12 protein-coding genes are annotated in these 16,415 nt (G+C 41.5%); all 12 read left to right on the top strand.

The genetic code is table 11. The features are described from left to right. The first annotated feature begins 35 nt into the window (after window positions 1-35). The 12 genes from essB (at window position 36) to NST31_RS09975 (ending at window position 16,386) form a co-directional block, all read left to right on the top strand. Entirely contained in the window at window positions 36-1,325 is a 1,290-nt protein-coding gene (gene essB, locus NST31_RS10030; RefSeq protein ID WP_339165338.1) for a type VII secretion protein EssB, read from the top strand. Then, window positions 1,325-5,797 (top strand): type VII secretion protein EssC, encoded by a 4,473-nt coding sequence (gene essC, locus NST31_RS10025; protein ID WP_339165336.1) that lies wholly within the window; start codon window positions 1,325-1,327, stop codon window positions 5,795-5,797. The genes essB and essC overlap by 1 nt, the downstream gene beginning before the upstream one ends. Window positions 5,798-5,930: 133 nt before the next feature. Beyond that, complete coding sequence (locus tag NST31_RS10020) at window positions 5,931-6,344, top strand: DUF5082 family protein (RefSeq protein WP_139345629.1); 414 nt, start codon at window positions 5,931-5,933, stop codon at window positions 6,342-6,344. 6 nt (window positions 6,345-6,350) lie between these two features. After that, window positions 6,351-6,608, top strand: a complete 258-nt coding sequence (locus tag NST31_RS10015; RefSeq protein ID WP_339165334.1) for a hypothetical protein — start codon at window positions 6,351-6,353, stop codon at window positions 6,606-6,608. 5 nt (window positions 6,609-6,613) lie between these two features. Continuing rightward, window positions 6,614-8,317 (top strand): T7SS effector LXG polymorphic toxin, encoded by a 1,704-nt coding sequence (locus tag NST31_RS10010; protein WP_339165332.1) that lies wholly within the window; start codon window positions 6,614-6,616, stop codon window positions 8,315-8,317. A 61-nt stretch (window positions 8,318-8,378) separates the two neighbouring features. Continuing rightward, entirely contained in the window at window positions 8,379-9,452 is a 1,074-nt protein-coding gene (locus tag NST31_RS10005) for a hypothetical protein (RefSeq protein ID WP_339165331.1), read from the top strand. Between the two features lie 39 nt (window positions 9,453-9,491). Further along, a complete protein-coding gene (locus NST31_RS10000) occupies window positions 9,492-10,244 on the top strand; it encodes a hypothetical protein (RefSeq protein ID WP_339165329.1) in 753 nt (250 codons plus the stop codon). 192 nt (window positions 10,245-10,436) lie between these two features. After that, entirely contained in the window at window positions 10,437-11,528 is a 1,092-nt protein-coding gene (locus NST31_RS09995; protein ID WP_339165327.1) for a hypothetical protein, read from the top strand. A gap of 408 nt (window positions 11,529-11,936) precedes the next feature. Continuing rightward, window positions 11,937-13,028, top strand: a complete 1,092-nt coding sequence (locus tag NST31_RS09990) for a hypothetical protein (RefSeq protein WP_339165325.1) — start codon at window positions 11,937-11,939, stop codon at window positions 13,026-13,028. After that, window positions 13,000-14,430, top strand: coding sequence for a hypothetical protein (locus NST31_RS09985; protein WP_339165324.1), 1,431 nt, complete (start codon window positions 13,000-13,002; stop codon window positions 14,428-14,430). The genes NST31_RS09990 and NST31_RS09985 overlap by 29 nt, the downstream gene beginning before the upstream one ends. 205 nt (window positions 14,431-14,635) lie before the next feature. After that, the gene (locus tag NST31_RS09980) at window positions 14,636-15,727 is read left to right on the top strand and encodes a hypothetical protein (protein ID WP_339165322.1); all 1,092 of its coding nucleotides are present in this window, start codon (window positions 14,636-14,638) and stop codon (window positions 15,725-15,727) included. A gap of 89 nt (window positions 15,728-15,816) precedes the next feature. After that, window positions 15,817-16,386: an STM3941 family protein gene (locus tag NST31_RS09975; RefSeq protein ID WP_339165320.1), complete on the top strand. Its 570-nt coding sequence runs from the start codon at window positions 15,817-15,819 to the stop codon at window positions 16,384-16,386. The last annotated feature ends 29 nt before the right edge of the window (window positions 16,387-16,415 follow it).

The raw sequence follows: 16,415 nt of genomic DNA, 5'->3' as shown, positions 1-16,415 counted from the left end.
ACATTCGCTCATAGGAGAGGGGCAGAGTTGGGAAAATGAGTGAGAGAAAACGACTTTATTTAGAAGAGCGACTAGGTATGCAGTTAGGGAAAGATGAAAACGGCTATTATACTATTACATTTCAAAATGAAGAGATTCAATTAAATGATACGTTAGAAGCAAGAGTACTAGACGGTTGTGATCCGTACACTACGAGAGAAATCGAACAAAATGAAGACGACTTTGTCATTAAAGTGAGACCAGTGATCCCATTGAAGTCGTTTGGTACGCTTAAAAATAAAGAAGAAAGTGTGAAACTCTTTGTTGCCCACGCATTGATCCAAAAAGTCATCCAACATAATCACGATCTACTTCATTTGATTGTCAGCCCGGAGAACGTGCTTGTCAGTGATGGGCTGGAGGTGACATTTATCCATTATGGTGTGAAAGACAGTATCCCCCCATATGAAAAAACCCCCGATAGATTATTTCTTGAATTACGTACCACATTACTAGTGCTTTTAGATGGGAATTATCGATTTAATGAATATATGAATCATCATGACACATTAAAACTATCACATAGAGCAGAAGCTCTCATCCAACAAACAACGTTAGAAGGATTACGTGAACTTGTTTGTGATTGGATTCGAGAACAGGAACAACAAGAAAAGCAATTACATAAAGTACCGAAAACAAGGTGGATCCTACAAAAGTGGGTAGGCATCGGGCTCATTTCCGTGCTTGTACCAGCGATTGTGTATATTGTGTACGTCCTTGCCTTTTTACAACCAAGGCAAGAAGCATTTACCGCTAGCCATTCCGCTTTCTTAAATGAAAACTATAGTGAAGTGATTGATACCCTTGAACCGTATTCACCAAGCAGCATGCCCCGTGTTGTGAAATATGAACTCGCGCAATCTTATGTCGCAGTAGAACCATTGCAAGACTATCATCGGAAAAACCTTAAAAATGTGCTCGTACTGCAAGCTGCAGAGCCTTACTTCGATTACTGGATTGCGATTGGACGGGGCGAAAATGAAGAAGCCATTGATATTGCCCGCGGGCTTCAAGATAAAGAGTGGCTTGTATACGCCAATTTGAAGCGTCGAGAAGAAGTCAAAAATGATAATAAGCTGTCAGGAAAAGAGCGGGAAGACTTAATCAAGGAGATTGAAGCGGAGATTGATAATTATATGCATGAACTTGAAGAGTTAGCGGAGGAAGAGGAACCATCCCAGCCGAATGATGAAGGTAATCCAGACAAACAAGAAGGAAAAGACGAAAAAGAAAAGGATAGGAATCAAAAGGATTATAAGAAGGAAAAGGGTGGAGGTGACAAATAATGTCCTCGACATTGTGGGTCTTTTACGATCAGTATGTGCAAAGGGTGGCGGTGGATGGACTCCCTGCTGTTATTGGCCCGGGGGAACATGTAAAGGTACGTATTTCTTTTTTACAAAAAGACATACAAGTTCGTGATCAAGATGGTCAGTGCTTGATTACGTGTGGAGACGAAGAACTGCTTACCCTTTCTTCTGGTGAATCATGCAATTTGAACATAGATGGTCAACCTTATTTTTTCCTATACATAAAAGAGGCTCCAAGTAAAAAAAAATATTATATGGGTCATTCGAATCTTGTGACCATTTCCAATAAATCTTCTGCCAATGTAGTTTTACCACTGGATATTCAGGTGGATTGCCTATTGCTATATGAAAAGAAGAAATGGACGCTGTATCCGAAAGAAGGGACACAGGCCCCATATGTGAACGGAGTGACAGTATCCACGCCGACCCGTATATTAGACGGTGATGAGCTTCTTTTTGGACGCGTGCTTTTGAAAATTTTAGATGGTGTTATTTTGGTCGTTGAAAGCAGTGAGCATTATAAAACGACGTTGACCCAGGTAGAAACGCCAACGTCCCTCATGCAACAACAGTATCCTATTTACCGCCGTACGCCACGTATGATCTATGAACAACCGACGGATAAAGTGGATTTTTCTATGCCGTCTGAAGAAGTGGATGATACGAGCCGGCCACTGTGGTTGGTTTTGCTGCCGCCGCTTTCCATTATCGTGATCATGGTCACGATTTCGATTACATTGAAACGCACGTGGATGTTGTTCATGTCTGTCCCAATTATGACGGTTATGGCGTTTGTGGCGACAATGATGTTTTTTCGCGAGAAGAAAAAGCGGAAGCAAAAAGAAGAAAAGCGTAAACGTGTGTACACTCGCTATTTAGAGGTAAAGCGGGATGAATTGCAGGAGCTAGCGGAGGCGCAAAGGCATGCGCTTTCATATCATTTCCCGACGTTTGAACAAATGAAGGATGAGACGCGTCGTGTCAGTAGCCGTATTTGGGAGAGAACCATTGACAACGAAGATTTTTTAGATATTCGAATTGGACGCTCGTCTGTGCCCGCCAGCTTTGAATTAAATCAACCGAGTGATGAGTTATCGAATCGTGATCGGGATGAGCTGTTGGAGGATTTTGAGCGGTTACGTGACAAGTATTCACACCTAGAGGATGCACCACTACGTTTAAGTGTCGCCCGCGGTGCGCTCGGATATGTTGGAAAGCCTTCCATTGTGGAACGTGAAGTATCGCAAATTATTGGGCAACTCGCTTTTGCACACAGTTATCATGACTTACGGTTTGTCGCGATTTTACATGAAGGACAGCGCAGAAAATGGGAGTGGATGCGCTGGTTACCACATTTTCAATTGCCTGGTTCAGAGGCAAAAGGCTTCATCTATGATGAAAAGGCGTGCGACTACATTTTAAATCCGTTGTATCACATGTTGCGTCAGCGAGAATTGGCACAAAAAGAAGCATTTGAGAAGAAACGAGAAGCGAAAAAATTTCTCCCGCACATCGTTTTCCTTGTCGCAAATCGTTCACTGATTGCAGAACACAGTATTATGGAATATTTGGAAGGAAAAGATAAACAGCTTGGCTTCACCGTCATCTTTTTAACAGACGTGGCTCAAAACTTAAATGAACATGTGCATACAATTGTGAAAGCAGTAAACCGAAACGAAGGGGAAATCGTGCTACTAAGGAACATTTCGATTCATAAACGCTTCCAGTTTGATCCATACGATCCGTCAAACGAAAACTTTGCGCGCATGCTCGCTTCTTTGTATCACCAACAGGGTATGACACGGTCAATCCCTGACATGGTGTCCTTTATGGAAATGTTCCCAGGGATTAAGCGGGCGAAAGATTTAAAAATCAATAAACGTTGGCAAATCAATGACAGCACGAAATCCCTTGCAGTGCCAATCGGCTTTAAGGCAAAAGATGAGCTGCTTGAGCTAGATGCACATGAAAAGATGCATGGTCCCCACGGATTGCTTGCAGGAACAACGGGGTCAGGGAAATCAGAGTTCTTACAAACCTATATTTTGTCTTTAGCCGTCAACTACCACCCCCATGAAGTTGCCTTCTTGCTCATTGACTACAAAGGGGGCGGAATGGCGCAGCCATTTAAAGGGATGCCGCATCTACTTGGTGTGATCACTAATATTGCTGAGAGTGAAAACTTTAGTTTACGTGCCCTAGCCTCCATTCGATCAGAATTAAAGAAGCGTCAACGCTTATTCGATGAACATACCGTTAACCATATTAACGACTACACGGAACTGTATAAATCAGGTATCGCTAAAGAGCCGATGCCGCACCTCTTTATTATTTCCGATGAATTTGCCGAGCTAAAAAATGAGGAACCAGAATTTATTAAAGAACTTGTATCTGCGGCGCGCATTGGGCGCTCTCTTGGTGTACATCTTCTCCTAGCGACACAAAAGCCGAGCGGAGTGGTAGACGGACAAATCTGGAGTAACTCCCGTTTTCGGATCGCCTTGAAAGTACAAAACGCCACGGATTCAAGAGAAATTCTAAAAAACGAAGATGCCGCTTATATTAAAGAAACGGGACGAGGCTATTTACAAATTGGTAGTAACGAGCAATACGACTTGTTCCAAAGCGCATGGAGCGGTGCGCAGTATATGAGGTCAGCTCACGAGGGGGAAGAGGAGATTGCTTATGTGACAGATCTCGGTTTAAAACTTGTTTCACGAGCGGAGATGGAAAAGGACAATAAACAAGAAAGCATCACCGAGATTGAGGCGATTGTCGAAGAAATTATAACAACAACAAACGAATTGGCGATTGTTCCAGCGAAAAGCCCGTGGCTTGACCCATTAGAAGAACGGATCTTCTATGATGCTGAGAGTTACGAAGAAGATGATCCACAAGCATTCCCATTTGCGCTTGCCGATGACCCAGAGAATCAACGGCAATTCCCCATTTGTTATGATTGGGGCAAGAGCGGCAATTTAATGATCTTTGGTATAAGCGGATACGGAAAGTCGATGACGCTCCTAACGTTACTCTTAGCATTTGCGGAGAAACAATCACCTGAGCAAGCAAACTATTATTTGCTCGACTTTGGGAACGGTGCCCTTCTGCCATTGCGCCAGCTTCGTCATACCGGGGATTATATTAAATTGGATGAAGGACGTAAGTTAGAAAAGCTCATTGACTACATTGAAAAAGAAATGGAATGCAGGAGTGAGCTGTTTATGGAAAAAGAAGTGAGCAACATCTCCGTTTACAATGAGGTGAGTGACGAGCCAATGCCATCGATTTTCATTGTCATTGATAACTATGACATCTTGCCGGAAGAGTTTTCAGACCTAGTGCCGGCCTTCACTCGGTTCGCCCGAGATGGTCAATCACGCGGCATTTATGTCTTTGCAACCGTAACTGCAAGAAACGCAGTGAAGCCTGTGCTGTTAAACAGCATGAATATGAAGATTTGTCATTACATGATTGATAAAACCGATGTCACATCATTACTTGGAAGGGTTCCATTTGCGATTGAGTCTGTTCCGGGTCGAATGATTGTCGCAAAAGGTAAAAACTGGCTTGCCCATACGTACTTACCAGCAGAAGGGGAAACGGACTTTGAAATAATTGAAAACGTGAAAGCGCGTATCCAAACGATCAATAGCCGCTATCAAGGATCGGCACTGCCAAAATCGATGGTCATGTTGCCGAAGAGCTTGACACTCGCTGGGTTCCGAGAACGCTTGGAAGAAGTTCCTCGACCAGGAATCCCACTCGGCCTGAACGAAGAGACTGTGCTGCCAGTCTATATGGCTGAGGATGCAGGGGCGCACACATTGGTTGTTGGTGAACCACAGCGTGGAAAGTCAAATATGTTAAAAGTCATGCTTTCGTTCTACCTTAAGTACGTTAACATAGAAAAGATTATCGTATTTGATGGAGTCGATCGCCCGTTATTTGATTTCAACCGCCATGAAAAAGTGTCCTATGTCATGACAATGGAAGGTATGCATCAAGAGATCGAAGAGGCGACACGAGTTATGGAATTAAGAAAGGTTCAATATGAAGAGGCGTTAAGTCAGGGGATGGAGTTTCCCGCTTTCCCTCCTTATCTCTTTGTTATTGATAATGTTGCAGACTTTAAACAGGCACTTGGCATGACGAAAGAAACTGCTTTTGCGGATATGATGAAAACGTTTGGGCATTTACAGTTCCAAGTCATAGCCGCAGCAAATCATCGAGAAATTAGTTTGGGGCGCAGCCCAGTTATTGAACAATTAAAGTCTGTCCGTCAACATATACTTCTGATGAAAAAATCAGGGCAGAGCGTGATAAGCTTTCCAATGGATCGTACAGAGACATTAGGAGAGGGATTTGGTTACCATATCGTCAATGGGCAAGATGTGAAAATCAAAATCCCAGAAGTGATAAAAGAAGATCTACTTGTCCTTGTATAATATGTTAACCAGTTATCGCTGTTTTTGGTTTTGTCGTCTGGCGAGGGCTAAATAAAACTTGATAGTAAGGATGGTTTTATTCAGTGAAGAAGGATGAAACTGCGTGATAAAAACGAAGAAGGGTGTATAGGTGATGAGCTATTATTTAAATCAAATTAATATGCTGAATCATGAGATCCGAACGATTAGGAAAGGAATGGATATAGCAGGAGAGCATCGTCAAGAGTTGCTTGATGTCCGAAGTAAGTTAGTAACTGAAAAAAGCACGTTAGTATCAGATAAAAGTCATATCGATCATCCGGAATTAGGAAATGACGCAGCGCGTGGGACCATTGCATCTGACTTCGAAAGGGCAGAGCGTGATAAGCTTAAACTGGAGCATGTGAAGTTACCAGAGCAAGTCCAAGAAATGATCGATGCCATTGATAGTAAGCGAGATCGACTCCAGGAAAAAATCGAGAGTGGAAGACTACAAATTCAATACCGAAACAATCGAATTAACCATTTAAGAAAGCTTGATAAACTGGCAAGGGAAAAGAAGGGGTGATAGAAGATGGAAATCAAAGTAAACGTAGAGGAAGCCCTGGCAATCCTTCAAGCGGTCGGAGAGCTTGCTGGCAGTTTTCAAAAAGAAGCGGTTGATTCAACTGAAGGGCTAGACATGTTGCTGGCTGAAACTGGAGAAGTAGAAGAAATAGAGGATAAATTAAGCATGTATTTTCAGACGTTGAGTCAAATGGAACGGCAATTCCAAACCTTGGTGCAAGAATATGAGAATGTGGACCATGAACTTGCAGGGAAAATGAGGTGAAAATAATGAAAATCTTAGATGTCAGTCAAGCGATCACGAAGCTTGATAAAGACATAGATCAATTGCAACGTCGCTTGGATTTTTTGGATTTGATAGATGTAGGAATTGAAAGAGTACTGAATATGGACGGTGCATTCACTGGAGAAGGTGGGGAAGCAATCATCTTGAATCATGCGGAGTTACAGCTCCCAACGATCCGGGCATTTCGCGCCCACATCACCACTACGATTGAAAAAATTAAAAAAATGAAGGCGTATATCCTTGAATTTGAACCCTCTGAAAATGGGGTAGTGACCGAAGACTTTTGGGATACGCAAATGACTCGAGGGCTAGATAAAGTTGAGCAGTCAACGGAGCAGTCCAAACAAAAAGTGGATGAGTATGCGGCGTCGGTTAGCCATATTATGAATCTTGGAAAGCTAGACATAGACCAAGTATTAAACGGCATTGAGAGTTCGCGTAAATTCGCAAGCGAAGTCGTTGATGAATTGTATATGCTTGACAATGACGGAGTCGATTTAATGGCTGACGTACAAGCGAGCCGTACCGAACTAGATGCCATTGTGCAAAAAGCGGTAGAGTGGACCAATGCAGGCGGACCTCTTTTACAAGGGGTGAATATTCAAGACGTGAAGTCGCACTTCAAAGAGATGACATTACATAAGGAAGCTCCAGGCGTGGATATGGCTCGTTTGAATCGTGGAGATGACCGTTCGTTAGTGCAGGGAGTAGTGAATTTCCTCGGTCAGGACTTTAAAAATGTTTATGATTGGGGAACTGTTATTAGGGATGGTGCGCGTGGTGCGGCGACAGCAATTATGTTTGGAACGAAAATGCTGGAATATAACCCTCATACAAAGAAATTGGATGTCAAATCAACATGGAAATCTAATGGAGGGGTTTATGAGTCGAAATGGGCTTCTAAACTACGTAATTTACATGATCCGACCAGGAAGAGTTTTATTAATCCTTATGCATATAAACCTAGTGAACTCCTGAAAGGTATAGCCGGATTAAGAAATGTGTCTAAAATAGGAATTGGGGAACTTTTAAACAGAACTTCTGGGCCGATTGTAAGTTATAGAAATGGACAGGAGTTTGTGAATAACTTTAATAGCAATCCTAGTGGGAAATTCTTTAAAAGTCTTGGTAACAATTTGAAGCAAAATTTCATTCCAACGATAAAGAGCATCGATGTGAACAAGTCTTTGAAAAATCTAAAGAACCTAAAGAACATTGATGTAAAAGAATCGCTAAAAAAACTCAACCCTCGTAAGGCTGGTTGGCAAAAGAATCTTGCTCGAGGAGCAAATGTATTGGCTGTCGGACTCAACTTTATGGAAGCATTTTCGGATAAACATAAGGATAAAAGTGTAGCTGAAAGAACCGGTCGTGCGCTTACTGGCTCCGCCTTAGATATCGGTGCTGGAACTGCAGGAGCTGCCTCAGGAGCAGCCTTTGGCACGATGATTTTCCCTGGCGTCGGTACGGTCGTTGGTGGGATTGTTGGTGCAGCAGCAGGAGGATACCTAGCGAATAAGCATTTAGGCGAATCTGTGAGGAAAGCAGGCGAGAGAATCGGTAGCACGGTTGAAAAAGGTTGGAACAAAGCGAAAGAAACAGTTTCAAATGTGGTCAATGATGTAAAAGAAGGGGCAAAGAATTTACTATCAGGAGGCGCAAAAGCGCTAGGAAGTCTGTTTGGTTAAAGTTGGAAATGGGGGCGTCCTCATTTCCTAAGCGTCTGATGGTGGAACTGGGGGTACAGTTGTGAGAAACATCGAATCTTTTCCTGATCAAAGTGAGGAGAAGGGAAGCTACCGATCAATTTTAGGCCTCTATCTTGTGTGTGGGGTTTTTGTTTATCTTTACAGTATTCCAAATATCTTTTTTGTGTACACAAACGATATGTGGCGCTTGTTTGCAATGATACTATGTGTAAGTTATTTTATTATGAGTGCTGGTGCGGCATACGTTGAATGTCGTTTTTTGAATCCTGAGCAACGTGGGACACTTCTGTTCTCTTTTACAGTATATTTATGGTCAATGGCAGCAATTAACTTATATGGAATCCAAGCTCTAGCCGATCATCCAATTTTTCAAGGAGTCTATATTCATCTTCTTTGGGGTCAATTGTTTTTAATCTTATTCTCATGGATCAAATGGATTCCAGTTCGCACACGTAAAATAGTGGCACGGGCAGTGACGATCGCGCTAGGAGCGTTTTGTTTATTCCATTTGTTAGCTGATTTCAATTCAACGAGAGGTGCAGGAATTTATGTCTTTTTGTTTGGGGATGTCGCAACGGCTCTTGGATGGCCGGGCTGGGCTCTTTTCTTCTCTGGTTTGTGGACGCGATTTATTATGGGAACGGTGATTGACTTAGATATCACGCCAGAAGAACGAGCGCGAATGATTGCAGAAGAAAAAACACGCGAAGAGGCGTCAATACGAAAAGTATCGGAAGAAATGCTGTCAAGTGGGCGTTATTTGGAATATGGTGAGCTAGAATATCCGGATGTGAGTTATCGAGAAAAAGGATCGAAGATGTTTGAAGATGTGGAGTTTTTATATGTAGAGAACCGTATCCGTTATTTTAATCGCTTGGATTGGACTCCAACAAAAGAAATGATTTTGTACAAAGAGAACGGGCAATGGTATTGTCAAACAACTGGGCAAGAACCTGAACGAGTGTTGTTGTCAGAGCATCTAGAAGAAGAAAAGCAAGAATTTGAAATCGATAAACGTGAATATTTGGAACAAGCAATTGAATACAGACGTATAGTCCCCTACTTTGTGGAGATTCCGAGTGACATTGATGAGTCCGAGATTGACAGGGAATGAATAAACTTTTTAAAGCAGGCTTCTAAAATACATGAGTTGATGAAACATCCAAAAGGGAAATATATTGTTCGACGTTATGGATATATACCTAGCAATCTTCCAAAAGAAATAGCGGGATTAAGGAATCTGCCTAATGTAGGAGTTGGAGGTCTGTTGAACAGAGCTTCCGGTCCAACGGTGATTTATAAAAATGGACAGCGGTTTGTAAATTACTTCCGGCGTGGGGATGGTTTTAGAGGAAATTCTATAAACTTATTGAAAAATTTAGGTAACAATTTCATACCAACAATAAAGAGCGTTGATGTGAAAAAATCACTTAAAAATATAAAACCAGGTGGCGGCGGTTGGCAAAAGAATCTCGCCCGCGCAGGAAATGTATTGGCGGTGGGACTCAACTTTATGGAGGCATTTTCGGATGCACATAAAGATAAAAGTACGGCACAAAGAACGGGTCGCGCGCTTGCCGGAACAGCGTTGGATATTGGTGCTGCATATGCGGGTGCAACCGGAGGGGCGGCTATAGGTACGATGATTTTCCCTGGCGTTGGTACGGTTGTTGGTGGATTTGTTGGCGCGGCAATTGGCGGTATCTCAGCGAACAAAATTTTAGGAGAGCCTGTACGGCAAGTTGGAGAGAAAATTGGGGTTGCAGCTAAAAAAGGTTGGAAGGTTGCAGGGGAAGCAGGAAAAGCTGCTTGGAATGCCGCAAGTGATTTTGGAAATGAGGTCAAAGAAGGAGCGAAGAATTTACTATCAAGCGGTGCCAAAGCTCTTGGAAGCCTGTTTGGTTAATGCAGGTGATAGGGGGATATCCACTTTGAAATCGTGTGTTGAGATGTGGCTGTGAGAAACATCGATTCTTTTTATGATAGATGTGAGGAGAAGGAAAGTTACCGATCAATTTTAATCAATTATCGCTTGGGCGGGGTGTTTGTTTATCTTTATAGCATTCCCAATATCTTTGCGGAATTGAGGTGAAAAATTGTGATAAATGTTAATCCTTCTCCTGATACAAACAGTGAAAAAAGAAATTTCTTCCTTGCTTATAACGGGTATTGCTTTCTTTTTGGGTTGTTGGTTCATCTCTATAGTATTCCCAATATCTTTTTTGTGTATATAAATGATACATCGCGTTTATTCGCCATTTTACTGTGGGGGAGTCATTTGGTTGTGAGTGTCATTCCTGCATATGTGTACTATCGTTTTCAAGAACAGACTCGATTGGGAACTTATTCGATTGTATTCACTGGGTGCTTATGGTCAATGGTGGCGATTAATTTATATGGAATACAGGCGCTGGTGGATCAACCATTTTACCAAGAGCTTTATATTAATCTTCTATGGATTCAATTGTTGTTTATTTTATTTTCATGGATCAAGTGGATCCCAGTTCGTACACGAGAAAGGATAGCTCGTATCGTAACCATTATCCTTGGCGCTTTTTTTATGTTTCATTTGTTGGGGATTTTTGCTTCCACCAAAGGTATGGGTATTTATGCATTTTTGTTCGGTAAAGAGGTAGCGGTAGCTCTCACATGGCCAGGCATTGCCCTTTTTTTCTCTGGATTTTGGACACGTTTGATTATGGGGGCGGGCATAGATTTAGACATTACGCCAGAAGAGCGGGCCAGAAGGATGGCAGAAGAGAAAGCACGCGAAGAGGCGCAGAAAAGAAAACCATCGGAAGAAATGCTGTCAAGTGGACGTTACTTAGAGTATGGAGAGTTGGACTATTATATTACAGAGGGAATAAGCAACTATCGGGAAAAGGGATCGAAGACGTTTGAATACGTAGAGTTTTTATATGTAGAGAATGGTGTTCGTTATTTTAATCGCTTGAATTGGACTCCGCCAAAAGAAATGATTTTGTACAAAGAGAACGGGCAATGGTACTGTCAGACAACAGGGCAAGAACGTGAACGAGTGTTGTTGCCAGAGCATTTAGAAGAGGAAAAGGACGAACTTGAAATCGATAAACGTGAGTATTTGGAACAAGCAATTGAATACAGACGTATAGTCCCCTACTTTGTAGAGATTCCGAGTGACATTGATGAGTCCGAGATTGACAGGGAATGAATAAACTTTTCAAAGCTGGCTTCTAAAATATGAAACATCCAAAAGGGAATTATATTGTTCGACGTTATGGATATATGCCTAGCAATCTTCCAAAAGAAATAGCGGGATTAAGGAATCTGCCTAATGTAGGAGTTGGAGGTCTGTTGAACAGAGCTTCAGGTCCAACGGTGATTTATAAAAATGGACAGCGGTTTGTAAATTACGTCAGGCGTGGAGATGATATTAGAGGGAATTTTATAAACTTAGTGATTTTGGAAGTGAGGTCAAAGAAGGAGCGAAGAATTTACTATGAAGCGGTGCCAAAGCTCTTGGAAGCCTGTTTGGTTAATGTAGGTGATGGGGGGATCTCCACTTGCCTATATTTACTATTTTTTAAATTGTGTTGAAATCGAGGATTGAGGTGTGGCTGTGAGAAACATCGATTCTTTTTATGATAGATGTGAGGAGAAGGAAAGTTACCGGTCAATTTTAATCAATTATCTCTTGGGTGGGGTGTTTGTTTATCTCTATAGTATTCCCAATATCTTTTTTGTGTATATAAATGGTACATCGCGTTTGTTTGCGGTTTTACTCTGTTTAAGTTATTTTGTGATGAGCGCAGTTGCTGCATATATTGTTTACCGCTTTCCAAGTTATGAGCGACTCGAGACAAACCTGCTTTTTTTCATGGTTTGCTTATGGTCAATGGTGGCGATTAATTTATATGGAATACAGGCGCTGGTGGATCAACCATTTTACCAAGAGCTTTATATTAATCTTCTATGGATTCAATTGTTGTTTATTTTATTTTCATGGATCAAGTGGATCCCGGTTCGTACACGAGAAAGGATAGCTCGTATCGTAACCATTATCCTTGGCGCTTTTTTTATGTTTCATTTGTTGGGGATTTTTGCTTCCACTAAAGGTATGGGTATTTATGTATTTTTGTTCGGTAAAGAGGTAGCGGTAGCTCTTATATGGCCAGGCATTGCCCTTTTTTTCTCTGGATTTTGGACACGTTTGATTATGGGGGCGGGCATAGACTTAGACATTACGCCAGAAGAGCGGGCCAGAAGGATGGCAGAAGAGAAAGCACGCGAAGAGGCGCAGAAAAGAAAACCATCGGAAGAAATGCTGTCAAGTGGACGTTACTTAGAGTATGGAGAGTTGGACTATTATATTACAGAGGGAATAAGCAACTATCGGGAAAAGGGATCGAAGACGTTTGAATACGTAGAGTTTTTATATGTAGAGAATGGTGTTCGTTATTTTAATCGCTTGAATTGGACTCCGCCAAAAGAAATGATTTTGTACAAAGAGAACGGGCAATGGTACTGTCAGACAACAGGGCAAGAACGTGAACGAGTGTTGTTGCCAGAGCATTTAGAAGAGGAAAAGGACGAACTTGAAATCGATAAACGTGAGTATTTGGAACAAGCAATTGAATACAGACGTATAGTCCCGTACTTTGTAGAGATTCCGAGTGACATTGATGAGTCCGAGATTGACAGGGGTGGATAAAATTTTATTTTTGCAAAAGCTGTCAGCTGTTGTAGAGAATGTTTTGGTCCGACAAAAAACGGCTTTAGGAGAGCCTGTACGGCAAGTTGGAGAGAAAATTGGAGTTGCAGCTAAAAAGGTTGGAAGGCTGCAGGGGAAGCAGGAAAAGCTGCTTGGAATGCCGCAAGTGATTTTGGAAATGAGGTCAAAGAAGGAGCGAAGAATTTACTATCAAGCGGCGCCAAAGCTCTTGGAAGCCTGTTTGGTTAATGTAGGTGATGGGGAATATTCCTTTCCTCATAATTTTTGTGGAATTGAGGTGCAAATGATGGTAAATGTTAACCCTTCTACTCATACCTACGAAAAAAAGGAAAGCTTTCTCTTTATTTATAGTGGGTATCATTTTTTTTTCGGGTTGTTGGTTCATCTCTATAGTATTCCCAATATCTTCTTTGTGTATATAAATGATGCATCGCGTCTATTCGCCATTTTGCTGTGGGGAAGTTATTTGATTGTGAGTGTCATTTCTGCATATGTCGATTATCGCTTTCTAGATAATAATCGACTGTCAACTTATTCGTTTGTATTCACTGCAGGTTTATGGTCAATGGTGGCGATTAATTTATATGGAATACAGGCGCTGGTGGATCAACCATTTTACCAAGAGCTTTATATTAATCTTCTATGGATTCAATTGTTGTTTATTTTATTTTCATGGATCAAGTGGATCCCGGTTCGTACACGAGAAAGGATAGCTCGTATCGTAACCATTATCCTTGGCGCTTTTTTTATGTTTCATTTGTTGGGGATTTTTGCTTCCACTAAAGGTATGGGTATTTATGCATTTTTGTTCGGTAAAGAGGTAGCGGTAGCTCTCACATGGCCAGGCATTGCCCTTTTTTTCTCTGGATTTTGGACACGTTTGATTATGGGGGCGGGCATAGATTTAGACATTACGCCAGAAGAGCGGGCCAGAAGGATGGCAGAAGAGAAAGCACGCGAAGAGGCGCAGAAAAGAAAACCATCGGAAGAAATGCTGTCAAGTGGACGTTACTTAGAGTATGGAGAGTTGGACTATTATATTACAGAGGGAATAAGCAACTATCGGGAAAAGGGATCGAAGACGTTTGAATACGTAGAGTTTTTATATGTAGAGAATGGTGTTCGTTATTTTAATCGCTTGAATTGGACTCCGCCAAAAGAAATGATTTTGTACAAAGAGAACGGGCAATGGTACTGTCAGACAACAGGGCAAGAACGTGAACGAGTGTTGTTGCCAGAGCATTTAGAAGAGGAAAAGGACGAACTTGAAATCGATAAACGTGAGTATTTGGAACAAGCAATTGAATACAGACGTATAGTCCCGTACTTTGTAGAGATTCCGAGTGACATTGATGAGTCCGAGATTGACAGGGGTGGATAAAATTGTATTTTTATATTTTTGCAAAAGCTGTCAGCTGTTGTAGAGAATGTTTTGGTCCGATAAAAAATGGCTTTAGGAGAGCCTGTACGGCAAGTTGGAGAGAAAATTGGAGTTGCAGCTAAAAAGGTTGGAAGGCTGCAGGGGATGCAGGAAAAGCTGCTTGGAATGCCGCAAGTGATTTTGGAAATTGGGTTGAGGTGTGGCTGTGAGAAACATCGATTCTTTGTCTGATCAAAGAGAGGAGAAGGAAAGTTACGGATCAAATTTAGGCATGTATCTTGTGTTTGGGCTGTTTGTTCATCTTTACAGTATTGCAAATATCTTTTTTGTATACATTAACAATACGTGGCGCTTGTTTGCGATTGTCCTCTACGTGAGTTATCTCATTATTAGTGTAGGTTTTGCGTATGTTGTCAGTTACCACCTTTCAAGTTATGAGCGACTCAAAACGTATCTTCAAGGTATTCCATTATGTTTATGGTCATTGGTGGCAATTAACTTATATGGTATCCAGGCGCTAGTCGATCATCCATTTTATCAAGAAGTCTATATCAATCTTCTTTGGAACCAAATTTTTTTAATTTTATTCTCATGGATCAAGTGGATTCCCACTCGTACACGTGAGCTTGTAGGAAAGGCAGTGACGATTACGCTAGGCGCTTTTTTCTTGTTCCATCTGTTAGGGTCCTTTAACTCGACGAAAGGCGCGGGTATTTATGTGTTTTTATTTGGGGAGGATGCTGCGGTGGCTCTTATCTGGCCAGGCTGGGCTCTTTTCTTTTCCTTGTTTTGGACACGTGTGATGATGGTAGCGGGTATCGATTTATATATTACCCCAGAAGAACGAGCGCAAATGATGGCAGAAGAAAAAGCACGCGAAGAGGCGTCAATACGAAAAGTATCAGAGGAAATGCTGTCAAGTGGGCGTTATTTGGAATATGGTGAGCTAGAATATCCGGATGAGAGTTATCGAGAAAAAGGATCGAAGACATTTGAAAATGTGCTATTTTTATATGTGGAAAATGGTGTGCGTCATTTTAGTCGAATGAAATTTGATCCGCCAAAAGAAATGATTTTGTACAAAGAGAACGGGCAATGGTATTGTCAAACATCTGGGCAAGAACCAGAACCAGTGTTACTACCGGAATGGACGATTCAAAGAGAAGAGGAATTACATGAATTTGAAGACGATAAACGTGCATATTTAAAGCGGGCGATCAGAGAGCGTTTAGAAGTTCCATATTTTGTGGAATTGCCAGATGACATTGACGAATCTAGGATCGAAAGGTATGAATAGCAAGAGTTTGAAGAATGAGTATTCGTATAGAGAGTATTGATGCTCTTTTTTCATTGTCATGAAAAAATAGTTTGAAGGAGGAATCTTAGATGAGTGAAACAAAACGAACACAAGTCAGTAAAGACAGTATGATTGTTTATCCAGGGAAAGGGAGAATGTTGTTACTTTCTATCTTATCTCTAGCATTTGTTGCTGGTTCAATATGGGCAGCATTAAATCGGGAATCTATTTTAGAAGAAGCACGAGGCATCACATCAGTAACCGCTCCAATTTTACCTGTAGTGGTCGCGGTAGCCATCCCATTTTTTAGTCTTTGTACTGTGTATTTATTGTACCGTCTTGTCAAACCGAAACCGTCATTACGAGTTGATAAAGAAGGAATTTACGAAAATGCTTCTTTTGTAGGTGTAGGCCAGATCCGTTGGGATGAAATTGAACGGATTGTGATGTATTCGATGATGGGCCAAAAAATGATTGGCATCATTCCAAAAGATTTTGAGCCATTTCTGGAGCGACAAAGAGGTGTGAAACGTGCCCTTTTAAGTATGAACAAGAAAAAAGAGATTCCTATCAGTATCCCACAAAATGCAAGTGATGTTCCGTTAGAGGCAGTGTTGGAATTTGTTGAGCAGTTTATAGATCAAGAAAAAATTGGATAGGCACATTCAGTTGTACCTCTGATTGCGAT

Origin of the sequence: Siminovitchia sp. FSL W7-1587 (assembly GCF_037963795.1) — a bacterium.
Lineage (GTDB): Bacteria > Bacillota > Bacilli > Bacillales > Bacillaceae_C > Siminovitchia > Siminovitchia thermophila.
This window is presented reverse-complemented; position numbering and strand designations above follow the sequence as displayed.

What these genes read in the sequence shown, in the direction of transcription:
- essB (WP_339165338.1), top strand. Translation starts at nt 36, where the DNA reads ATGAGTGAGAGAAAACGACTTTATTTAGAAGAGCGACTAGGTATGCAG.
- essC (WP_339165336.1), top strand. Translation starts at nt 1,325, where the DNA reads ATGTCCTCGACATTGTGGGTCTTTTACGATCAGTATGTGCAAAGGGTG.
- NST31_RS10020 (WP_139345629.1), top strand. Translation starts at nt 5,931, where the DNA reads ATGAGCTATTATTTAAATCAAATTAATATGCTGAATCATGAGATCCGA.
- NST31_RS10015 (WP_339165334.1), top strand. Translation starts at nt 6,351, where the DNA reads ATGGAAATCAAAGTAAACGTAGAGGAAGCCCTGGCAATCCTTCAAGCG.
- NST31_RS10010 (WP_339165332.1), top strand. Translation starts at nt 6,614, where the DNA reads ATGAAAATCTTAGATGTCAGTCAAGCGATCACGAAGCTTGATAAAGAC.
- NST31_RS10000 (WP_339165329.1), top strand. Translation starts at nt 9,492, where the DNA reads ATGAAACATCCAAAAGGGAAATATATTGTTCGACGTTATGGATATATA.
- NST31_RS09985 (WP_339165324.1), top strand. Translation starts at nt 13,000, where the DNA reads ATGAGTCCGAGATTGACAGGGGTGGATAAAATTTTATTTTTGCAAAAG.
- NST31_RS09975 (WP_339165320.1), top strand. Translation starts at nt 15,817, where the DNA reads ATGAGTGAAACAAAACGAACACAAGTCAGTAAAGACAGTATGATTGTT.